General features: G+C 74.4%; 16 protein-coding genes. 10 read left to right on the top strand and 6 right to left on the bottom strand.

The genetic code is table 11. The annotated features are described in order from the left end of the window. Positions 1-239 precede the first annotated feature (239 nt). Positions 240-1127, bottom strand: coding sequence for a fructose bisphosphate aldolase (locus tag C3V41_RS05485; protein ID WP_106109425.1), 888 nt, complete (start codon positions 1125-1127; stop codon positions 240-242). A gap of 1497 nt (positions 1128-2624) precedes the next feature. After that, positions 2625-3479, bottom strand: coding sequence for a formyltetrahydrofolate deformylase (purU, locus tag C3V41_RS05480; RefSeq protein WP_106109424.1), 855 nt, complete (start codon positions 3477-3479; stop codon positions 2625-2627). Between the two features lie 517 nt (positions 3480-3996). Between purU and glyA the strand changes: the two genes are divergently transcribed. The 4 genes from glyA (at position 3997) to manA (ending at position 9961) form a co-directional block, all read left to right on the top strand. Continuing rightward, positions 3997-5307: a serine hydroxymethyltransferase gene (gene glyA / locus C3V41_RS05470; RefSeq protein ID WP_106109422.1), complete on the top strand. Its 1311-nt coding sequence runs from the start codon at positions 3997-3999 to the stop codon at positions 5305-5307. Continuing rightward, a complete protein-coding gene (locus tag C3V41_RS05465; RefSeq protein WP_106109421.1) occupies positions 5304-6218 on the top strand; it encodes a bifunctional methylenetetrahydrofolate dehydrogenase/methenyltetrahydrofolate cyclohydrolase in 915 nt (304 codons plus the stop codon). The genes glyA and C3V41_RS05465 overlap by 4 nt, the downstream gene beginning before the upstream one ends. 157 nt (positions 6219-6375) lie before the next feature. Continuing rightward, positions 6376-8544, top strand: coding sequence for a hypothetical protein (locus C3V41_RS05460; protein ID WP_106109420.1), 2169 nt, complete (start codon positions 6376-6378; stop codon positions 8542-8544). A 208-nt stretch (positions 8545-8752) separates the two neighbouring features. Beyond that, the gene (gene manA / locus C3V41_RS05455; RefSeq protein ID WP_106109419.1) at positions 8753-9961 is read left to right on the top strand and encodes a mannose-6-phosphate isomerase, class I; all 1209 of its coding nucleotides are present in this window, start codon (positions 8753-8755) and stop codon (positions 9959-9961) included. A 140-nt stretch (positions 9962-10101) separates the two neighbouring features. On the opposite strand, the gene C3V41_RS13075 is transcribed toward manA, so the two are convergent. Beyond that, on the bottom strand, positions 10102-10911 hold the full coding sequence (locus tag C3V41_RS13075) for a TIGR03089 family protein (protein WP_165271583.1): 810 nt from the start codon (positions 10909-10911) through the stop codon (positions 10102-10104). Positions 10912-11201: 290 nt separating this feature from the next. On the opposite strand from C3V41_RS13075, the gene C3V41_RS05440 reads away from it, so the two are divergent. The 3 genes from C3V41_RS05440 to C3V41_RS05430 are packed head-to-tail and all read left to right on the top strand — an operon-like array spanning position 11202 to position 17035. After that, on the top strand, positions 11202-11456 hold the full coding sequence (locus C3V41_RS05440) for a WhiB family transcriptional regulator (protein ID WP_399544290.1): 255 nt from the start codon (positions 11202-11204) through the stop codon (positions 11454-11456). A gap of 24 nt (positions 11457-11480) precedes the next feature. Beyond that, complete coding sequence (locus C3V41_RS14155) at positions 11481-15527, top strand: glycosyltransferase (protein ID WP_106109415.1); 4047 nt, start codon at positions 11481-11483, stop codon at positions 15525-15527. After that, positions 15524-17035 carry a DUF5719 family protein gene (locus tag C3V41_RS05430; RefSeq protein WP_106109414.1) on the top strand — a complete coding sequence of 504 codons (1512 nt, stop codon included), beginning with the start codon at positions 15524-15526 and terminating at the stop codon, positions 17033-17035. Before C3V41_RS14155 ends, C3V41_RS05430 begins: the two co-directional genes overlap by 4 nt. A gap of 71 nt (positions 17036-17106) precedes the next feature. Here the strand turns inward: C3V41_RS05430 and C3V41_RS05425 are convergent, their stop codons facing one another. Continuing rightward, positions 17107-17544, bottom strand: coding sequence for a metallopeptidase family protein (locus C3V41_RS05425; RefSeq protein ID WP_246742129.1), 438 nt, complete (start codon positions 17542-17544; stop codon positions 17107-17109). Between the two features lie 141 nt (positions 17545-17685). Here C3V41_RS05425 and C3V41_RS05420 point away from each other — a divergent pair, with 141 nt between their 5' ends. Both C3V41_RS05420 and C3V41_RS05415 read left to right on the top strand, forming a co-directional pair. Beyond that, positions 17686-18099, top strand: a complete 414-nt coding sequence (locus tag C3V41_RS05420) for a DUF3499 domain-containing protein (protein ID WP_246742128.1) — start codon at positions 17686-17688, stop codon at positions 18097-18099. Position 18100: 1 nt separating this feature from the next. Continuing rightward, complete coding sequence (locus C3V41_RS05415; RefSeq protein ID WP_106109412.1) at positions 18101-18367, top strand: Trm112 family protein; 267 nt, start codon at positions 18101-18103, stop codon at positions 18365-18367. Positions 18368-18540: 173 nt separating this feature from the next. Here C3V41_RS05415 and C3V41_RS05410 read toward each other — a convergent pair whose 3' ends face one another. Then, complete coding sequence (locus C3V41_RS05410; RefSeq protein ID WP_106109411.1) at positions 18541-19371, bottom strand: RDD family protein; 831 nt, start codon at positions 19369-19371, stop codon at positions 18541-18543. A gap of 17 nt (positions 19372-19388) precedes the next feature. Between C3V41_RS05410 and C3V41_RS05405 the strand changes: the two genes are divergently transcribed. Then, positions 19389-20384 carry a stage II sporulation protein M gene (locus C3V41_RS05405; RefSeq protein WP_106109410.1) on the top strand — a complete coding sequence of 332 codons (996 nt, stop codon included), beginning with the start codon at positions 19389-19391 and terminating at the stop codon, positions 20382-20384. A gap of 17 nt (positions 20385-20401) precedes the next feature. Here C3V41_RS05405 and C3V41_RS05400 read toward each other — a convergent pair whose 3' ends face one another. Then, complete coding sequence (locus C3V41_RS05400) at positions 20402-21688, bottom strand: DUF58 domain-containing protein (RefSeq protein ID WP_106109409.1); 1287 nt, start codon at positions 21686-21688, stop codon at positions 20402-20404. Between the last annotated feature and the right edge of the window lie 20 nt (positions 21689-21708).

Raw genomic sequence — 21708 nt, 5'->3', positions numbered from 1 at the left:
CCTGCGCCTACCGGGGTCGTCACCATGGGTTGAGACCGGAGGTTGAGGCCGGACCAGCCGGAACCGGTCTGGCGCCTGCTCGCCGGGGCGGCCAGGCCTGTTCGCGCTGTACCACCGGGCGAGGCCCGGCGTCGGTCAGCCTCCCCTACAGAATCTGACCGACGCCGGGGTGGTGCGCGGACAACCCCGGATGTGTCCGCACGCCACGACTGTGCTCGCCAGCCCCGCGCCCTAGGGCCTCAGGTCGTGCTGGCGGCGTAGATGCTCTCAATGGTGGAGGCCAGGGCGGCGTCGAAGGTCTCCTGGTCCTGGGAGTCGGCCAGGTCCTCCAGCAGCGCCCGCGAGAAGCTGGCAATGAGGCCGGGGTTACGGGCCAGGCGCTCGTTGGCCTCCTGACGGGGGTAGCCGCCGGAGAGCGCCACCACGCGCACCACCCGCGGGTGCTCCATGAGCGGGGTGTAGAGGCCGTCCACGGTGGGGATGGAGACCTTGAGCAGGACGTCGCGGCCCTCGGGCAGGGCGTCCAGGTGCCTGGTAATGGCCGCGCGCAGCAGCTCCTCGGCCTCCGCCTTGTCCGGGGCGTGGATGTCCACCTCCGGCTCGATAATGGGTGCCAGACCCGCGTCGAGGATCTGGGAGGCCACCTCGAACTGCTGGTCCACCACCTGGTCCACGCCCGCGGGGTCGGCCCCCAGGATGACCGAACGCATCTTGGTGCCGAAGATGTGGGCTGCCACGGCCCGCTCCAGCAGGGCGTCCAGGCCCTCGATAGGACGCATGAGGCGGACGTTGTGCTCGGGGTCGGCCAGGCCCTTGTCCACCTTGAGGAAGGGCACGATGCCCTTGACGTCCCACAGGTAGTCGGCCGTCGGGCGGCCCTCGACCTGGGAGTCCATGGTGCGCTCGAACAGGATCGCCCCCAGGATGCGCTTAGAGGTGAAGGCCGGGCTGGTGATGACGCGGGCGCGCATGGCGTGGACCAGGGCGAACATCTCCTCGTCCGTGGAGTAGCGCTCCGGGCCGATCCCGTACCCCTTCAGGGCGCGGGGCGTGGATCCTCCCGACTGGTCCAGGGCTGCGATAAAGCCGGCGCCGGTACGCATCCGGTCCAGCTGCTGGGTGTTCACGGTTCCTCCTGTGCGACGTGGTGTCGAGTGGGTGACGGTGTGGATACCATCAGTATAGTTGATAATCATTATCGAGCAAAGTGTGAGATGTGACATATTGAGATGGTGGGTCGGGCGTGTCGAGGTGGTCTGCCTGTATACGGTGCGTCCTCCCTTGCCCGTGGGGTGGTGGCCGCCTGGCTGGCTGACTGCCGCTGGCGGGCCGCCGCCCCCGGCTGGCCGCCGCTGGCCGCCGCCCTGGAGGCCTGTATTCGTTCGCGGGGCGGTCGGCTCGCGCAGGTCGGCCAGGCCCGGGCGGCCGTCGGTCCGCCCTCGCCCGTGGGGTGGTGGCCGCCAGCGCGACAGCCGTCCGCCCTCGCCCGCGAACTCGGCTCGGATGCTGGCGCGGGGTCGGCTTCGGGGCTGTCCTGCTGAGTGCGCTCCTCGTCATGGGTCTCGCGCCGCGTCCGCCAGGGGTCCGGCGTCGCCCTGGGTATGGTCCTCCTCAGTCTGTGGACGTCTGGGCGTGCGCCGGGGCCGCTCGCGCCGGGCTCGCTCGAGCTGGACGCGCTTAAGGCCGGGTGAACGTGCTCTTGCGTATATGAACGCTGCCAGGAGGCACGTTCACCCCAGCGACAGCGCGTTCACCTGCTCTGAGGCGCGTTCACCTGGGTGGCAGCGCGTTCACCCCCGCTGGGCGCGCGGTACCGTTGTCCCCGCCCGGGCTGCGGGAGGGCTGCTCGGTCGCCACCGCACGCTCACGCCGCTGGCGCGCTCGCCCGGGCTGCGGGGGTGCTTGCGCGCCGTCGTCCAGTTTGCCCGAGGTCAGCCCGATGGTCGCACCTCTGCGGATCCTGGTACCGTGGATCTCCGACCCGTGACCGGGGCGGTATCCGGTGCGGGCGCTCAGGGCGGAGTCAGGAGCTGATGACCAGGACCGGAGCCAGAAGGCCCTACCACGTCGGCCTCACGCCTACGGCGATTATCGACGTCGCCGTCGAGGCCACGCGCGGTACCGGGCTCGATTCGTGGTCGGTGCGCGATCTGGCCGGGCGCCTCGGTGTGGCCACCTCGACGCTGTACCACCACGTCGGCGGGCAGGAGCTGCTGCGTCAGCACGTCGTGGAGCGGGTTCTGGCTATGGTCGGCTTCCCTACGACGGTCCTGCCCTGGCGGTGCCGGGCGGATGTTTTGTCGCAATCTGAGGATCAGAGCCGACCCCACCCCGTCCCAGGCTTTGTGCGCCCAATGTCCACGCAGGTCAGAAGCCTGAGCCTCGACACGCCTGAGGGTGCCTACCTCCCTGATCCTCAGATTGCGACACGCATGCGGATCCGGGGCGGCAAGCGCGTGGGAAAATACCCGAGGTGCCGCATAAACCAGGCTTATGCCGGGAGACACGGCGGGCACCCGACGCCCCTTCCGTTCTCGCGAGCAATAAGTACCGTTCTCGCGGCGAATAAGTACCGTTCTCGCGGAGGAGGGGGCGGGAGGAGGGGGCGGGGCGGGCGGTCGCCCTCAGGCGAAGACGACGGTGCGCTGGCCGTTGAGCAGCACGCGGTGCTCGGCGTGCCAGCGCACCGCCTGGGCCAGCACCCGGCGCTCCACGTCCTGCCCCTTGGCACGCAGGGACGCCACCGAGTCCTCGTGGGTGGCCCGGGTAACGTCCTGCTCGATAATGGGGCCCTCGTCCAGGTCCGCCGTCACGTAGTGGGCGGTGGCCCCAATGAGCTTCACCCCCCGCTGGTGGGCCTGACGGTAGGGGTTGGCGCCCTTGAAGCTGGGCAGGAAGGAGTGGTGGATATTGATCACGCCCCCGTGCAGCCGCTCGCACAGGGCGGGGGAGAGGATCTGCATGTAGCGGGCCAGGACCACCAGCTCGACGCCGAGGCCGTCCACCAGCCCCAGCAGCTCGGCCTCAGCCGCCTCCCTCGTGTCCCGCGTGACGGGCACGCAGGTGAAGGGCGCCCCGTAGAACTCCGCGACGTCCCGCAGGTCCTCGTGGTTGCCCACCACGCCCACCACGTCAATCGGCAGCCCCTGGCTGCGGGCCCGGAACAGCAGGTCGGTCAGGCAGTGCCCCTCCCTGCTCACCATGACCAGGGTGCGCAGGGGGCGGCCGACCTCGTCCAGGCTCCAGGTCATCTGGTAGGCCCCGGCGAGCTCGGCGAGGTCCTTCTCCAGCTCTGCGCGAGGCACGGTGGTCAGGACCTGGACGCGCATAAAGAACAGGCCGGAGTCCTCGTCGCCGAACTGCTTGGACTCGGTAATGTTCCCGCCACGGCGGGCCAGGGCCCCGGAGACGGCGTGGACGATGCCGGGCCGGTCAGGGCAGGACAGTGACAGGACCAGGTGGCAGGCGGGGTCAGACATGGCCCTAAGCCTATCCGTCCCGCTGCGTGGTCAGTCGCCCGCGGGCCCCGGGGGCTGGCCAGGGAGGGGGCACGCAGCTGGGTGGGCCCTCGCAGTCGGGGGTGCAGGGCCGCAGAGAGGCCCTCTGCCTGGGGTCGGCGGCGGTCGCCCTCGGCCCCGCGGGCTGGGCCCTGGGGGAGGCGGGCCTGACCATGCACGCGGCAGTCGCCCTCGGGCCCCGGGGCGCAGGCCCGACGCTGCCGTCCTCCTGGTCGCGGAGCGTGAGCCGGCCGCCGTCGGGCGCCCAGCTCGGCCGGACGGGCCGCTGGCAGGATGAGCCGGCCGCCGTCGGGCGCCCCGTGACACGCGATACCCTGTGCCCCCGCCCCTGAGGCTAGGATGGCCCTGCCGGCGCGACTGGCGAGGGTGGTCCACCACCGGGGAGCGGCGGCAGCGGGGGCGCCTGGCCGTGCCCGTGCACCGGGGTACCTGGCCGCCCGCCTGGGCCGAGGCCCGCCGCGAGTCACCAAGGAGAACCATGACCGCTTCCGGCAACAGTCCTGTCAACAACCAGCCCCTGGCCGAGCTCGACCCCGAGATCGCCGAGGTCCTCACCGGCGAGCTCACCCGCCAGCGCGAGACCCTGGAGATGATCGCCTCGGAGAACTTCGTGCCCCGCGCGGTCCTGGAGTGCCAGGGCTCGGTCCTGACCAACAAGTACGCCGAGGGCTACCCCGGGCGGCGCTACTACGGCGGCTGCGAGGTGGTGGACGTGGCCGAGAACCTGGCGATCGAGCGCGCCAAGGCCGTCTTCGACGCCGAGTACGTCAACGTCCAGCCCCACTCCGGGGCCCAGGCCAACGCCGCCGTCCTCCACGCCCTGGCCACCCCCGGCGACACCCTCCTGGGCCTGTCCCTGGCCCACGGCGGCCACCTCACCCACGGCATGAGGATCAACTTCTCCGGCAAGAACTACCACGCCACCGCCTACGGCGTGGACGAGACCAGCATGCGCATTGAGATGGACCAGGTGCGCCAGGCCGCCCTGCGCGAGCGCCCCACCGTGCTCATCGCCGGGTGGTCCGCCTACCCCCGCCACCTGGACTTTGCCGCCTTCCGCTCCATCGCCGACGAGGTCGGCGCCGCCCTGTGGGTGGACATGGCCCACTTCGCCGGGCTCGTGGCCGCTGGACTGCACCCCTCCCCGCTGCCCTACGCCGACGTGGTGTCCACCACCGTCCACAAGACCCTGGGCGGCCCCCGCTCCGGCATGATCCTGTCCAACCGGGCCGAGCAGTGGGGGAGGAAGCTCAACTCCGCCGTCTTCCCCGGCCAGCAGGGCGGCCCCCTCATGCACGTCATCGCCGCCAAGGCCGTGGCCATGAAGATCGCCGGCACCCAGGAGTTCCGCGAGCGCCAGGAGCGCACCGTGCGCGGCGCCCGCCTCCTCGCCGAGCGCCTGGGGGCCGACGACGTGCGCACCGCCGGGATCCGCCTGGTCACCGGCGGCACCGACGTCCACCTGGTGCTCGTGGACCTGCGCGAGGCCGCCCTGGACGGCCAGCAGGCCGAGGACCTGCTCCACGCCGCCGGCATTACCGTCAACCGCAACGCCGTCCCCTTCGACCCCCGCCCCCCGCGCGTGACCTCCGGGCTGCGCATCGGTACGCCGGCGCTGGCCACCCGCGGCTTCGGGGAGGCCGAGTTCACCGAGGTCGCCGACATTATCGCCACCACCCTGGTGGCCGGTGCCGCCGGGAGGGCCGACGAGGAGGTCCTGGCCGGCCTGCGCGGGCGGGTCAGGACACTCACCGACGCCTTCCCCCTCTACCCGGGACTGGGCCAGTGAGGGCCCCCTGGGCCGGTCCGGCCCGGGTCCTGGACGGGGCGGCCACCGCCGCCGCCCTCAAGGCCGAGCTGCGCACCCGCGTGGAGGCGCTGCGCGAGCGTGGTCTCACCCCGGGCCTGGGCACGGTCCTGGTGGGCCAGGACCCCGGCAGCCTCAAGTACGTGGCCGGCAAGCACGCCGACTGCGCCGAGGTGGGCATCGCCTCCATCCGTACCGACCTGCCCGCCACCGCCACCCAGGCCCAGGTGGAGGCCGCCGTCGACCGTCTCAACGCCGACGACGCCTGCACCGGCTACATCGTCCAGCTGCCCCTGCCCGCGGGGATCGACACCAACGCCGTCCTGGAGCGCGTCGACCCGGCCAAGGACGCCGACGGGCTGCACCCCACCAACCTGGGACGCCTGGTGCTGCGGTCCTCCGGCCCCATTACCTCGCCCCTGCCGTGCACGCCCCGGGCCTGCATCGAGCTCATGACCCGCCACGGCATCGACCTGGCGGGGGCGGACGTGTGCGTCGTGGGGCGCGGGATCACCGTGGGCCGCTCCATCGGCCTGCTGCTGGGGCGCAAGGACGTCAACGCCACCGTGGACGTGTGCCACACCGGGACCCGGGACCTGGCCGCCCACGTGCGCCGGGCCGACGTCGTCATCGCGGCCGCCGGCAGGCCCGGTATTGTGACGGCGGACATGGTGGCGCCCGGTGCCGTGGTCCTGGACGTGGGCGTCTCACGCGTCGTGGACCCGGCCACCGGCAGGGGCCGGATCGCCGGGGACGTGGCCGACGGCGTGGACGAGGTCGCGGCCTGGCTCTCCCCCAACCCGGGCGGGGTGGGGCCCATGACCCGGGCCCTGCTGCTGGCCAATGTGGTGGAGGCCGCCGAGCGTCGCCTGGCCAGCCGCGACCAGGGCTGAGACGGGGCCGGTCCACCCGCGGCCCACGTCGCGCAGGGCAGGATAGTGCTGGCGCAGCTTGGGCAGGCTCAGGATGCGCGGCCCACGTCGCGCGGGGGGCAGGAACTGGTCTCCCCAGGGGCTCGATTCCGCTCTGGGCGGGTGCTTGGATATGCCCATGACCCACATCCCCGGCTCAACCGGTCCCGGGCAGACGGCTGAGCAGTCCCTTGACCACCTCATCGCGGAGGCCGCGTCGGCGTCCGATACCCGCAGACGGCGTCGACGTCGTCCCAGGCCGCTGGTGGTGGTCCTGGTCATGGCGCTGCTCGCCGGCCTGGGAGCGGGCACGGGCTGGCTGGTGGGCAGGTTCGTGCCCCGGGGCAGCCTCCAGGACCCGCCCACCGTGGTCTCCATTGTCGACTTCTCCATGGTGGGAGACGGCGAGCAGATCGAGGCCACCGGTGACCCGGTGCTGCGCTCAGGGAGCACCGCGGTCATGCGTCTGCGCGACGGCGAGCGGGATCTGCTCAGCGCCGTGGACGTGGCGGGCTTAACCAGCTACCCCCGGTGGACCGCGCCCCTTCCCGCGAACGCGGGCCCGTGCGCGCTGGACGGGACGGTCGTGCGCTGCGGCGAGGGCTTTGCCCTGGACGTGGACAGGGGCCGCCCCCAGGCCTCTGGTGGTAACGCCTCCGCCCCAACGTCCCCCGGAAGCTCCACCCCCGCTCCGCGCCATGCGCCCTCCGTCCCGACGGCTGCCAGCAGCTCCACCCCCGCCTCGGCAGCCTCCGGCAACGCTACTTCAGCCCCGGGAAGCGCTACTCCGGCCCCGGTAGTCCCGGGAAGCGCCACCCTGGCGGGGGCGGCCAGCGACCAGGTCCCCTACGCCCTGGGGGCCGACGGCTCGGTGACGGACCGGTCAGGCGCCGTCGTGAGCGGCCTGAGGCTGGGATCCCCCGCCTGGGTGCTGCCGGCCCAGGCGCCGCGGAGCCTGGGAGCCGTGCCCCTGCCGGGGAAGCGTGACGTCTGGGTCGTGTGCGACGGCACCACCCTGGCCGCGCTCGAGGGCGCCGACGTGCTGTGGACGGTCACCCTGCCCGAGGGCACGGCGCAGGTCAGCGGGTTCACCGAGGGCGGCTCCCCGCACTGGCTGGTGGGTGACACCCTGGTGGTGGGCACACCCTCGGGCGTGGTGGCCCGGGACCTGGCCGACGGCAGTGAGTCCTGGAGGGTTGACGTCCCCTTGAGGTCGTGGACCTCGGACGACCAGTACCTCTACCTGTGGTCCCACAGCTCCCTGAGCGTTGCCGACCTGACCCGGCCCGTCGACGCCTCGGTCACCCAGGTCACTGCCGTCGCCCAGCACCAGGGGGAGCCGGACCGGGCCCCGAGCGCCGAGGAGCTGAGGAACGCCACCCTGGAGGTCCCCGAGCGCTGCGGCCTGCGGGTCTCACCCAGCCAGGCCTCCGAGCAGGGCCGGGAGCGGGTGACCTTCGTGGACGGCCAGGCCTCCGGCGGCTCCCAGCAGAACGCGAGGACGACCATTAAGGAGGTCGTCACCACGGTCTTCGAGGGGCGGCCCGCGGCGGTGGTCCGGGCCAACTGCTCCTACGGCGGCGCCTACGAGGACGACTTCATTATGGTCTACGACCCCGACCACAAGCTCGTGGCCGCCCTGGACCCCGTCCCCCACAAGCAGGAGCTCGGCGGCAGTATCTCCGACTTCACCATTACCTCCCTGAGCGTGTTCGGGGGGTCCCTCCACCTGTCCTGGAACAATATCGCCCTGTACGGGGACGAGGACTACCACGCCAGCCGCAAGTCCGGCAGCGCCGACGGCGACTTCGTCTGGGACGGACAGAGGTTCGTGGCCACCGACCTCGTCTTCCACACCGGGCAGGGCGACGTGCGCCTGCCCCGCCTGGAGGCGGTACAGGACTTCGTGGACGCGGTGGTCGCCCATGACGACGCCAGGGCCGCGCAGTGGGCCGTACCGAGTCTCATGAGCGCCCTGGACCGCAACGCCCCCTACAGCGGCTTCACCGTCCGGGAGTCCTACTTCCCGAAGGGGTCCACGGTCGGGGAGTGCATCCTCCTGCCCGCCGTCGGGTCGCCCAACATGCTCGGCATGAGCACCGTGTACTTCGGCAACGGCCGCAAGGCCTCGATCCGTGCCGGTGACGCCTCCCAGATCGTCCAGGAGGGCCCCTACCGGTCCGGCGACATTATGTGCGGGCTGGACCGTTCGGCCGACCACTCCGACAGGTTCAGCACCTGGATTATGCTCCGTGGCAGACCGGACGGCAGCGTGGAGGTCTACACCCCCGGACCCGGCAGCGACTGAGGCCCCGGGCCCGCTGGCGGGGCCCCTGCCGGCCTCCAGGCCGCATCCTGACCGCCCGGCTCCCCGGCCCCGCTGGCGGGGCCTACACTGTGTGGCTGGCGCACGCTCAGGTCACCCCGGCTTCCCGGGGCCGCTGGCGGGGCCGGTGGTGGCTGAGGCTGCCGCCCCGGATCCTGGGACGTGCCGGCAGTAGGTTACGGTGGCGCCCATGGAACGACTTGCCGGAGCCCGCCAGCGCTACGACTGGGGCTCGACGACGGCCGTCTTCGACTTCCTGGGCCAGGAGCCGGACGGCCAGCCGTGGGCCGAGCTGTGGCTGGGCGCCCACCCCAACGGGCCCACCCACCTGGTGGACGCCTCGGGGCACGCCTCGCCCACCACCTTGGAGCAGCTCGTCGCCGCCGAGCCCCAGCGGCTCCTGGGCGCCGACGTGGTGCGCCGCTTCGGCCCCCAGCTGCCCTACCTGCTCAAGGTGATCGCCCCCGGCCAGGTGCTCTCCCTCCAGGTGCACCCCTCCCTGGAGCAGGCCGCCGAGGGCTACGCCCTGGAGAACGAGGCCGGGATAGCCCCCTCCCACCCTCTGCGCAACTACAAGGACCCCAACCACAAGCCCGAGATGGTCCTGGCCCTGGAGCACTTCGAGGCCGTGGCCGGGTTCCGGGCGCCACGGCGTGCCGCGGAGGTCCTGGCGGGCCTGGAGTCGCGCCTGGCACGGCGGATGCGCCGCTCCCTCGTCCTCAACCCCACCCGCTTCGGCATCCGCCAGGTCTTCTCCGACCTGGTCTCCGTCGGGTCGCGGCCCACCAGCCAGGAGGTCGACGACCTGGCCGCCGAGCTCGCGGGACGTCTGGGGCGGGGGGAGTCCCCCTCCCGGCGGGTGGACGCCAACGCCGTCGCCATGGCCCGCACCTTCCCCGGCGACCCCGGAATCGCGGCGGCGCTCCTGCTCAACCCGGTCACCCTGCGGCCCGGTGAGGCGCTGTTCGTGCCCGCCGGCAGCGTGCACGCCTACGTCTCCGGCCTGGGCGTGGAGATCATGGCCTCCTCGGACAACGTGCTGCGCGCGGGCCTGACCACCAAGCACGTCGACGTCCCGGCCATGCTGGCCTGCGTGGACTACGTGGCGGCCCCGCCGGTGCGCCCCGCCCCCGAGTACCTCTCCCACGCCACCCGGGCCTACTACGCCCCCGTGGACGACTTCGAGCTGCTGGTCACCGACGTGGTCCAGGCTGACGGGCGGGTGCAGGTCCCCGGCCGCGGGCCCCGCATCGTCCTGGGCCTGGCCGGGAGCGTGACGGTGACGACGCCGTCGGGCCAGGAGGTCCTGGCCCGCGGCCAGGCGGTGTTCGTGGGTGCCGACGAGCGCACCCTGGCCGTCGAGGGGCAGGGGACGGTGGTCCAGGCCGACGTGCCGTGAGCGCCGTCCCCGGCCTCCTGGGGCCCTGCCCGGGCCAGTCTGCCTCCCGCCCGGGGGTCAGCCTGCCCCCTGCCCGGGGGTCAGCCGTCACCGATCAGCGCCTGCCCCTTGGTGATCGCTCAGGCTGCCCCCGCCCCGGCTCAGCCCACCAGCTCCTGGCGACGCGCTGCTGCCAGGACGTCCTCACCGGCCTGGGGCGACACCAGGACGGCGGCGCGCCGCTGCCGCCAGGCGCCCAGGACCAGGGGCAGCGCCTGGTCCAGGGGGCCGGTGCGGGTGAGGGGGACCCGCTCCGGGCCCCCCGACGGCCCCTGCGCCAGGGTCGCGCGGTCCAGCCGGGTGACGGCCCGGGGCGGGGCGTCCCCGGGACCAGCCCCGGAGCCGGCGAGGGGGCCGGGACCAGCCCCGGGGCCGGCGCCGGCGTCGGCCAGCACGGTCAGGGCGGGCGCCCGGCCCTGCGCCGCTGCTGGCGGGCAGTAGTCGGGGTAGGCCATGACGTCGGCGACGCCGTCGAGCACCAGCGGCGGCAGCTCACGCACCTCGCCCCCGCCGCCGTCCCAGCGCAGGGCCAGCGGCGAGCCGGGCAGGAGCACCTGGAGCTCGGCCTGCGCCAGGTCGTCGGGGACGAGGGCGACCGACAGGCCCACCTCCACCACGCCGGCGTCCACCGCCCGGGTGACCGTCCCGGCCCGGCCCAGGACCACCTCGCGGCCCGCCCACCAGGCCCCGGCGCACCACAGGACGGTCCTCCAGTGGGTCGCGCCGCCCACGTGGACCGCGCTGCCGGGCCAGGTCTGCTCCTCCAGGAGCCCGGCCGCCTTGCACACCCACATGGCGGCCACGTGACCGGTCAGCTCCACGCGCTCCCCGCCGGGCCCGTACCACACCAGCCAGGGTCGGTCCTTGTCCGCTTTGGACGGAATCTGTGAGGCGAGCAGGTCGGGTCCCATGGCCTGATTCAAGCACGACCGCGCCCCTGAACCCGGAGACGGAACCGCGTCGGCCTGCGGTTTTGTGACCATACTGTGACCTGCGCCAGGGTATGGTGGGGGCTGTTGAGCGGCCCGGGGACCACCCGGAGCCGCTGCGTGAGACGCCCCTCCTTGGCTTGACGAAACCGGTCGGCGCCCGTGTAATTCTCAGTAGTTCGTTGTCCTCAATACTGCGAAGGGACGCCATCGTGTGGAACATTCTCGGCGACGGTCCGCTCACCCGGCCTGAGCCCGCCGCCGACGCCGAGATCCTGGCGATCTTTGGTGAGGTCAGGGAGAGTGGCCCGCTGGCCTGGCAGGAGCGGGCCCTGTGCGCCCAGACCGACCCGGAGGCCTTCTTCCCGGAGAAGGGCGGTTCCACCCGTGAGGCCAAGCGCGTGTGCGCCGCCTGCGAGGTCCGTGAGGAGTGCCTGGCCTACGCCCTGGCCAACGACGAGCGCTTCGGCATCTGGGGGGGCCTGTCCGAGCGGGAGCGCCGCAAGCTCAAGCGCCGTGCGGTCTGAGCGCCCCGGAGTGGTGAGGCGGGCATGAGCTCAGGGCGCACGGGCGTCCTCGCCGTCCTGGTCACGGCGGGCAACACCCCCTACCTACGGCGTACCCTGGTCGCGCTGGCCCGCCAGGAGGTGCCGGCCAGCGCGGTCCTGGTGGTGGACGTCGCCTCCCGGCGCAACGGCCTGGGGGACGGTACCCCGGTGGAGGACGTGGTCGAGCTCTCCGGGATCGACGCGGTCAGCCGGGCGCGCATCCTCCACGTCAGCGAGGCCTTCTCCTTCGGTGACGCCGTGCGTCGCGGCCTGCTCGCCCTCCAGGAGGACGGGCGCCTGCCAGCGCCCTCCCACCCCTACCTCTGGCTGCTCCACGACGACTCCGCCCCCGCCCCCGGGTGCCTGGCCAGTCTGCTCAACGCCGTGACCTCGGCCCGCTCGGTGGCCCTGGCCGGGCCCAAGCAGGTGGACTGGGACAACCCCGAGCAGCTGCTCGAGGTGGGTCTGCGCACCACCGCCTCGGCGCGGCGGGCCAACGACATCGTCCCGGGGGAGATCGACCAGGGCCAGCACGACGGCCGCTCCGACGTCCTGGCGGTAGGCACTGCCGGGGCGCTCGTCGACCGCGCGGTGTTCGACGAGATAGGTGGCATATCACCGGCCTTCGGTGCCTTCGGTGACGGCCTGGAGCTGTCTCGTGCCGTCCGTCTGGCCGGGCACCGGGTGGTCGTGGTCCCCGACGCCGTGGTCGCCCACCGCCGGGCCGCCTTCCTGGGGCGGCGGGGCGTGCGCCACGGCCTGCGCAGGGACCCGCAGGACACCGAGGGGCTCTCCTGGCAGGAGGCGACGGCGCGCAGCTACCGCGCCCGCCGCACCGCCCAGCTGCGCGCCTGGGCCACCTTCTCCTCCCGCCCGGTGTGGCTGCTGCTGTCCTGGTTCCTCCTCCTGGCCTGCCTGCGGGCCCCCTGGCGCCTGCTGACCAACTCCGTGGTCCGCGCCAGCGACGAGATGGGCGCGGCCCTGGCCGTGGCCTCCCGCCCCGGCCTGATCCGCCGAGGACGACGCCGTCTGGCCGCCCACGCCACCGTCCCCCGCTCCGTGCTGACCCGCCTGTACGTGGACAGCGCCGAGATCCGGGCCCTGCGCCGTGACCTGGTGCGTCAGGAGCGGGAGCGGGCCGCCCGCGAGGAGGCCCCCAGCGAGCTCGAGCTCCACGAGCTGCGGGCCCTGGCCCGCCGACGCCGCTACGTGCTGACGGCGGTCCTGCTTCTCACGGCGGGGGCCGGGCTGCTCGCCCTGGGGGGGACCCTGGCCAGCCGGGGCCTGACCGGGGGCGCCCTGCCCAGCCTGGACACCGCTCCCGGCCGTCTGTGGGAGGCGGCCTGGAGCACCTGGGCTGCCTCCGGGGACGGCTACGACTCCCCCCTGAGCCCCTTCCTGGCGGTCCTGGCCCTGCCGGTGGCCCTGGGACGGGTCGTGGGCCTGGACGGGCCCCTCATGCTCCACGCCCTGGTCCTGGTGGCGGTGCCGCTGGGGGCTCTGGGCGCCTGGGCCGCGGCCGGGACCGTGACCCGGCGGACCCACCTGAGGGCCTGGGTGGCCCTGACCTGGGCCCTGGCCCCGGCCGGGCTGCTGGCCGTGGGGCAGGGGCGCCTGGGTCCTCTCCTGGTCCACGTCCTCCTGCCCTGGGCCCTGACGGCCCTCATGCGAGGCCTGGGGGCGGACCGGCGCGACGTGGTCCTCTCCGGGATGGTCGGCGCCCACCACCTGACCGACAGCGAGCGCGCCGAGCTCGACCGCCTCTCCCTCCCGGCCGACCTCCCCCGACAGGGGGCGGCCGGCGCCCAGGGGACTGACGCCGACGGCCTCAGGGGCACCGAGCCCGACGGCGCTGAGGACGGTGGCGTCAGGGGCGCTGAGCCCGACGGCGAGGACGGCGACGGCGCCGAGGAGGCTGCCGAGGACGGCGGGGACGTGACGGGCACCGGGACCGCCGAGGCCCCGGACGCAGGAACCACCCTGGACGCAGGAACCACCCCGGGGAGCCCCGGGGAGCCCCGGGACGCCTCCCGGGCCGAGGCACGCGCCGCCCGGGCCCTGACCGGGGTGCCGGCCGAGGCGGACCACGACGGGAGCACAGGCCACGACGGGGGCGCGGACCACCTGGACCAGGAGGCGCCCGCGACCATCTCCTGGGACGAGGACGAGGAGCGCCAGGCGTCAGCCGACGCCGAGCCCGCTGGCGCCGAGCCCACCAGCACCGGGTCCGCCGAGTCCCCCGAGCCCGCCGGTGCTGAGTCGGCTGAGTCCCCCGAGCCCGCCGGCGCCGACTCCGCCGAGTCCGGCGCCGGGCCGGACGCCCGGGGGGACCAGGAGGACGACCAGGATCCCGCCGCGCAGGAGGACGAGTCCCCCAGCGAGCGCTCCCTGGCCCGTGCCGCCGCCGTACGGGCCGCCGCCACCGAGCAGTACGGGCCCGGCTCCCCGCGCGCCGCCGCCCTGGCCGGGCTCCTGGGGGCCGGGATCGTGGCCGCCGTGCCGGCCACCGCCGTCGTGCTGCTGCCAGCCCTGGTCCTGCTCATGGTGCGCCTGCCCCGACGGGCCGGGCGCCTGGCCCTGACCGTCCTGCCCGTCCTGGTGACCGCCCTGCCGGTGTGGTGGGGCGCCTGGCACATTGCCCACTCCCTGACCGGCACCGCCCGCCTGCTCCTGGCGGACACCGGCGTCCCGCTGGGCGCCCCCGCCCCCAGCGCCACCGAGGCCCTGCTGGGGCTGCCCCAGGGCCTGGACACCCTCCTCCCGGCCTCCTGGCTGGCCGGGGTCGTCATGGTGCTCCTGGCCGTCCCCCACGTCCTGGCGCTGGTGGGACTGGCTGCCCCCGGCCGCCTGGGGGCGCGGGCCCGCGGCGGCGTCCTGCTGTTCCTGGGAGGGCTGGCCCTGGCCCTGGTGGCCCCCCGCGTCGTGGTGGCCCTGGGCACCGGCCTGGAGGGGACCGGCAGCCAGCTCGTGGCCGCCTGGCCCGGACCGGGTGCCTCCCTGGCACTGGCCGGGCTCCTGGGGGCCGGCGCGGTGGGCCTGGACGCCGGCGGGGTCAGGCTCCTGGAGGCCCGGGCGTGGTGGCGCACCGCCCTGGTACGTGGCGTCGGCACCCTGGTCCTGGTGGCCCCCCTGGCGCTGGGAGGTGGCTGGGCGGTAGCCGTGGCCACACGGGCCTCCTCCCCCCTGATGCTCCTGCGCCCGGCCACGTCCCAGGTGCCCCTGATCGCCCTGGAGATGGAGACCGCCCCGGCCGCGGGCCGCGTTTTGGCGCTGGCGAGCACCGACACCTCCGAGGGGACCGTCCTGAGCGTCTCCCTGTGGCGGGGCGCGGGCACCCAGGTCACCGACGTCGTCCCCGGGGTCCTGGCCTCCCAGCTCACCGACAGGATCAAGGACGCGGGCTCCCCGGACGCCGCCGACGTCTCCGGCTCCCCGGGCCTGGTGCGCCAGGAGCTCAGCGACGCCGCCGACGCCGAGCTCGCCCACCTGGTCACCCGCATGACCACGACCTCCGCCAAGGACGCGGCGGGGGCGCTGGCCAGGCACGGCATCTCCGTGGTGGTCCTGGCCGACCGCGACGGTGACGAGCTCACCTCCACGACCAGGGCCGCCCTGAGCTCGACCCCCGGCATGGAGGACCTCGCCCGTACCGCCACCGGCACCGCCTGGCGGGTCTCGCCCGACGGCGCCGAGGTGGCCCGCGCGGCCCTGGTCGGCCCCGACGGGACGAGCCTGACCCTGCCCTTTAACGGCACCGCCGTGCGTACCGGTATTGAGGCGGGGGCGGCCGGGCGCACCCTGGTACTGGCTGAGCGCACCAGCTGGCGCTGGCGGGCCACGCTCGACGGCGTCGCCCTGGAGCCCACCACCCTGCGGGAGGGGGCCTGGCGGCAGGCCTTCACCGTGCCGGCCTCCGGCGGCCAGCTCGTCGTCACCCCGGACCGCCCGACCACCTCCCTGGCATCCTGGCTCGTGCGGGCCACCTGGGCGCTGACGGCCGTGGTGGCGGTCCTGGCCAGGCCCCGTCGTCGCTCCCGGAGGATCCCATGAGCAGTACGCGACCACCCGCCCCCGCCTGGCGGCACCGGCTCTACCAGGCCTTCCGCGTGGTGTCGGCGCTCGTGCTCCTGTCCGCCGCCGCCGTCCTGACCCGGTGGGGCGCCGCCCCGGCAGCCCCCAGGGCGGACGTCGGCGGCCTGACCCTGGACGCGCCGAGCACCGACGTCCTCCTGACCTGCCCGGCCGCCCCCGCCAACACCCTGGAGGCGGTCAACCTGGGGACCACCACCACCCGCACCACCGTCACGCCCCTGGGGGACTCCCAGGTGAACCTGGACGGCAGCGCCCTGGCCGTGGGCGCCCCCACCTCCACCGACACCGCCAGGGGCGGCGTCCTGACCGTCCCGGCGGCCCACCGCACGGGTTCCGGCGCCCTGGGCCTGGTGACCACCTCCACGCCCGACGGGGACCTGCGCGGGCTCACCGCCGCAGCCTGCGTGCCGCCCTCCACCGTCTCCTGGATCGTGGGCGGCTCGGGGGCCGTGGGCTCCTCCGCCGAGCTGCGCCTGACCAACCCCGGCACCACCACCGTCACCGCCCGGATCAGGCTCTACGGCTCCACCGGTGAGCGCCCGCTGCCCGCCCGCGGCCAGATCAGCCTGGCCGCCGGCAAGAGCGGCTCGGTGCTCCTGGAGACGGCCGGGGCTGACGAGCGCCTGGCCGTGTCCGTGGAGGCCACCGGCGGCTCCCTGGGTGTGGTCATGGTCACCGAGTCCCTGGACGGGGAGACCCCCACCGGGGTCGAGGTCCTCACCCCAGGACCGGCCCCCTCCACCGACCAGACCGTCCCCGGCGTCGTCCTGACCGCCCCCGAGAGCCAGGGGGAGGTCGCCGACGCCACCACCGGGGCCGTCTCCTCCCAGGCCCCCGTGCTGCGGGTGGTCAACCCCGGTACGGGTACCGCCACCGTGTCGGTGTCCCTGGTGGGGGCTGACGGGCAGACCCCCCTGCCCGGGGCCCAGGAGGTGCGTATCGACCCCGGTGCCGTCTTCGACACCTCCCTGGCCGGCTCGGCCCCCGGGCCCTACGGTGTGCGTGTCACCTCCGACCAGCCGGTGGGGGCCGCCGTGCGCCTGGTGCGCAGCGCGGGGGAGTACCCGGCCAAGTCCGGTGCCCTGGCCGGTGACGTGGCCTGGATCCAGGCCGGCCACGACGGCGCCGTCACCTCCGGGACCCTGGTCGTCCCCCAGGGTGAGGGGCTGACGAGCCAGGTGGTGGTGACCAACAGCGCCACCACGGAGGCCACGGTGACCCTGACCTCGGCCGACGGGACCTGGAGCCAGGACGTGACCGTCCCCGCCTCCACCACCCTCGTGCCCGACGTCCCCACCACCGTGGCGGCGCTGACGCTGTCCTCCCCGGCGCAGGGCCCCTCCCTGAGCGCCGCCGTGGTCACCACCCAGGAGGTCGGCGGGGACGTGCCGGGGACGCTCATTGCCGCCCTGCCGGCCGTACCGGACTCCGCCGTCCTGGCCCAGCGCACCCTCCTCATGCGCTAGGGCCGCCGTGACCAGCGCCGGGACCAGGGTGCGCCAGCCTCGGCAGCCCCACGCGCCAGGGCCGGCGTGCCCTAGGCGTCAGGGTCGATCTCCTCAGGACGGCGTCCCAGCATGAGCGCCACCTGCTCCACGACCACCTGGTGCACCAGGGCGGGGAGGTCCTGGGTCCCCCGCGCCCGGGAGGTGATGGGACGCCGGTAGAGCACCACCCGCGCGGGCAGGCCCGCCCGCGGCTCGGCCTGGAAGCCCCGCCCCAGGACCACGCCCCGTTCCCAGGGCGCCGGGTCCGAGGGCGGGACGTCCTCGACGGCGAACTGGACGGCCTCCACCTGCGGCCAGCGCCTGGCCAGCTCGCTGGCACTGGCTACCACCATCTCGTCAAAGCGCTCGGCGCGGGTGCGCCAGGCGGGCAGCGCGGGCGGCAGCAGGGGTCCCCGCAGGCCCCGGCCGTGCCGGTCACGACGGTGGACGGCGGGCGAGGTGGGGACCGGAGCGGGGGAGGACGGCACGGTGCACACCCTATTCGCTCCGCGGTTCGCTCCTGGCCTTCATACTGGGGCGTCGGTAGGGCCTCCACCCTGCGTACACGGTAGCCTGCTAGAGTGCGAAGTGTCAGACCGTGCCGACGATCCGGCTGTGAGAACCCCGCTGTGGCGACCCTCACCAGCGTCTACGCCGACTCGACAATCGTCCTGGGGCCTTTGTCCACCGAACGTGAGCCGGAGGCCTACGACCTGTGCCAGAAGCACGTGGACTCCTTTACCGCCCCCCGCGGCTGGCAGGTCATCCGCCTGGCCACGGACCTCGCCCCGGCCCCGCCCAGTGAGGACGACCTCCTGGCCCTGGCCGACGCCGTCCGGGAGGCCTCCCGGACCCCCCGCCCCGTGCCCAGGCGCGCCGAGCGCAGCTCACGCGGCGGGATCTCCCCCGTGCCGCTGACCGAGGTGGCTGACACCCTCCCCTGCCAGGTCCGGGACATGCCGGGGATCACCTCCCCCGGCAGCGAGGACGAGATCATCCGCCGCGGGCACCTGCGCGTACTGCGCGGACACAAGGAGGGCTGAGGTGGGAGACGTCACGTCCCGGGCCGGTTCGGTGCCCCAGCCGGGGCAGGCCGTGGCCCCCTGGCTGCGCGCCCTCCTGCGCTGCCCGGTCACCGGCCAGGAGCTGCTCGACGTCGTCCTGCCCGGTGCGGGGCCCTGCCTGCTGTCACCCGGTGCCCGCCTGGCCTACCCGGTGCGCGACGGCGTGCCGGTGCTCCTGGTCGACCAGGCCCTGCCCGCGCCCGCGGGGGCCGGCCAAGCGGGAGCCAGCCGAGCAGGGGCCGCCTGAGCACAGCTGAGCGGGGGCCGGCCCAGCAGGAGCTGGCCGAGCAGGAGTAGTCGAGCGGGGCCGCCAGCCGCCCCGGCGCCCCCCGGTAGTACCCGGCGCGGCGCCCCCCGGTAGCGTCGCGGGGAGCCAGGCTGGCCCGGACGCCGGTGAGCCCGCCGTGGTACGCACCCGGCTCACAGCAGGGACGGGACGGTCTCCTCCTCGGCCTGCCGCTCCTGGAGCTCCATGAGGAGCTCGCGGTCCCGGCGCTCGGCCAGGACCGCGGCCAGGAAGCGCTCGGGGTGGGTGCGCGGCGGCGGGGGAGGGCTCACGCAGGTGGCGACCTGCGCCGCCAGCTCGGTGGCCAGGTGCGCCCGCACCGCCGGCTGGAAGGAGGTGGTCCGCGACAGGAACGTGCGCACCACCAGGGCGAGGTGGCCCGGGAGCCCGCGGATGTCGGCCTGACGGGCCCACGCCGCCAGCTCGGGGGGCATGAGTACGGGCGGGGTACGGCGGGCGGCGGCGCGCTCCTGGATGACGTAGGTGCCGGCCAGCACGTCACCCAGGCGCTTGTTCCGCCTCGTGGCCACGCACGTGATCAGGCACAGGACCCCCTGGGTGAACCACACCTCGATGACGCTGAGCAGGACCCGCACCAGGCTGTGGCGCAGCCGCACGCTCCCGCCGTCGTCGCGCACCACCCGGGTGCCCATGACCAGGCGCCCCAGGCTGCGCCCGTTGCTGGCCGACTCAATGAGCAGGGGCAGAGCGACCAGCCAGGTGAAGACCACCAGGGAGAGCACGGCGGCCAGGCGCGCCGTGGTCATGGAGTAGTCGTTCTCGACGGCCAGCGAGAACGTCGCCAGGGACAGGACCAGCCCCACCAGCATCGTGCCGTAGTCAATGATCCCTGACAGCAGGCGCGACCCGAGAGAGGCCGGGACGACCTCCAGGGCCACGGCCTCCCCGATGACCATGAGATCCTGTTCAATCCTCCGCTCGGAGGAGGACGGTTCGGTACTCACGGTGTCACACTCCTGAGGTGGATATCGATGCCTTCGTCGCGGCGCACCAGGACCAGTGGGAGCGCCTTGACACCCTGGTAGACAGACGCCGTCTGAGCGGGGCGCAGGCTGACGAGCTGGTGGGCCTGTACCGGGCCGCCGCCCGGCACCTGGCGCAGGTGACGGCGCAGGCCCCCGACCCCGTCGTGCTCGCCGAGCTCTCCACCCGGGTGGTGCGGGCGCGCGGGCGCGTGACCGCCGCCTCCTCCTCGTGGGTCACGGGTCTGACCCACCTGGTGGCGGTGAGCATGCCCGCGGCCCTGTACCGGGTGCGCTGGTGGACGCTGGGGGTGAGCGCGGTGGGCCTCGCCCTGGCGGTGGTCACGGCCCTGTGGACCCTGCACTCGCCTGAGGCCATGGCCTCCCTGGGCAGTCCCGCCAAGCTCGACCATTACGCGGACCACGCCTTCTCCTCCTACTACTCCACCTACGACCCCCAGGACTTCGCCGCCCAGGTGTGGACCAACAACGCCCGTATCGCGGCCCTGTGCGTGGCCGGGGGGATCACCGGGGTGCTGCCGGCGGCCGTGCTCTGGTTCAATGTCGTGCACCTCGGCCAGGTGGCGGCCATTATGGCCGACCACCACGCCCTGCCCCAGTTCCTCTCCCTCATCGCCCCCCACGGGCTGCTGGAGCTCACCAGCGTCTTCGTGGCCGGGGGCGCCGGCCTGAAGCTGTTCTGGACCCTCCTGGTCCCGGGCCCGCGCCCCCGGGGCCGGGCCCTGGCCAGCGAGGCCCGTTCCCTCATGACGGTGTCCGTGGCCCTGACCGTGGCCCTGGCCGTCTCCGGGCTCATTGAGGCCTTCGTGACCCCGGCGCCCATTCCGTGGGCGGTCAAGGTCGCGGTGGGCGTCCTGGCCCTGGCGCTGCTGTGGGCCTACACCATCGCCCTGGGCCGGCGCGCCGTGGCCACCGGGGTGACCGGTGACCTGGACGAGCACGACGCCGGCTACCAGCTCCCCGTGGCGGCCTGAGGGCCGCGCTACCGCCCTCACAGGCGCCCCGCGGCCTTGAGCGCCAGGTAGGCGTCCGCCAGGGACGGGGCCAGGGCGTCGGGGTCGGACTGGACCACCTTGGCACCTGCGCGCTGGAGGAGCTCGGCCACCCGGTCGCGCTCGTGCTGCTCGGCCTGGGCGGCTGCCGCCACGTAGACCTCCTCGGCGGTGGAGTGCCGCGAGCGCAGGACCTCCAGGTCGGGGTCGGTGGCGGAGGCCACCAGCAGGGTGTGCTCGCGGGCCAGGGGCGCCAGGGCCCGCGTCATGCCCACCCCCGCGCCGTCCAGGCCCGCCAGGACGACCACGAGCGCGCGCTGGGGCAGGGCCTGGCGCACCGTGGCGCTGACGGTGCGCCAGTCCGTCTCGGTCAGCTCGCTGTCCAGGGGGGCCAGGGCCTGGGCCAGGGCGCTCATGAGGGCCGGTCCCGCCTGGCCGCTGAGGCGGGCACGCACCCGGGTGTCCATGGCCAGGATGCTGACCCGGTCCCCGGCGTGGGTGGCCAGGGCGGCCAGGAGCAGGGCGGCCTCGATCTGCGCCTCGAGCCGGGGGGCGTCCCCCAGGCGGGCGGCGGCCAGGCGGCCGGTGTCCACCACGATGAGGACCCGGCGGTCCCGCTCCGGGCGCCAGGTGCGCACCACCACGTCCCCGCGCCGCGCCGTCGAGCGCCAGTCGATGGAGCGTACGTCGTCGCCTACCACGTACTCGCGCAGGGAGTCGAACTCGGTGCCGGCGCCGCGCACCATGACGGCGCTGCGCCCGTCGAGCTCGCGCAGGCGCGCCAGGCGGCTGGGCAGGTGGCGGCGCGAGGAGAAGGCGGGCAGGACCCGCAGGCGGGCGGGGCAGCTCAGGGAGACCTGGCGGCCCGCGAGCCCCAGCGGCCCCCGGCTGCGGACGGTCACCAGGTCCGCCTGGCGGTCCCCGCGGCGCGTGGGGGTCAGCGTGGTGCGGTGCCGACGCCGCTGGCCGGGCGGCAGGCTGACGGTGGCGCGCTCCCCGACGGCCCCTGCCGAGGGGACCCAGGCGTCACGCAGTTCCACGTGGAACGCCCGGGCCGTGGGGTTGTGCAGGGTCAGGGTGTCCGTGGTGGACTGCCCCAGGCGCACGGAGCGCGAGACCCGCCGCTCGGCGCGCAGCTCACGCGGGGAGGGGGCCAGGATGACGTCCACCGCCACGGCGGTGAGCACCACCAGCACCCAGATCCCCACGGTCAGCGGGCGCGGCCAGGCCAGGACGGGGACCGCGCCGGCGGCGAGCAGCCAGACGGTGCGCATCCTGAGGAACACGGCTCCTCCTCACAGGTGGT

Source organism: Actinomyces sp. oral taxon 897 (assembly GCF_002999235.1).
Taxonomy (GTDB): Bacteria; Actinomycetota; Actinomycetes; order Actinomycetales; family Actinomycetaceae; genus Actinomyces.
Note: the sequence above shows the minus strand (reverse complement) of the source record. Positions and strands in the feature narration are given on the sequence as shown.

What these genes read in the sequence shown, in the direction of transcription:
- C3V41_RS05460 (WP_106109420.1), top strand. Translation starts at nt 6,376, where the DNA reads ATGACCCACATCCCCGGCTCAACCGGTCCCGGGCAGACGGCTGAGCAG.
- C3V41_RS14155 (WP_106109415.1), top strand. Translation starts at nt 11,481, where the DNA reads ATGAGCTCAGGGCGCACGGGCGTCCTCGCCGTCCTGGTCACGGCGGGC.
- C3V41_RS05430 (WP_106109414.1), top strand. Translation starts at nt 15,524, where the DNA reads ATGAGCAGTACGCGACCACCCGCCCCCGCCTGGCGGCACCGGCTCTAC.
- purU (WP_106109424.1), bottom strand. Translation starts at nt 3,479, where the DNA reads ATGTCTGACCCCGCCTGCCACCTGGTCCTGTCACTGTCCTGCCCTGAC.
- C3V41_RS13075 (WP_165271583.1), bottom strand. Translation starts at nt 10,911, where the DNA reads ATGGGACCCGACCTGCTCGCCTCACAGATTCCGTCCAAAGCGGACAAG.
- glyA (WP_106109422.1), top strand. Translation starts at nt 3,997, where the DNA reads ATGACCGCTTCCGGCAACAGTCCTGTCAACAACCAGCCCCTGGCCGAG.
- manA (WP_106109419.1), top strand. Translation starts at nt 8,753, where the DNA reads ATGGAACGACTTGCCGGAGCCCGCCAGCGCTACGACTGGGGCTCGACG.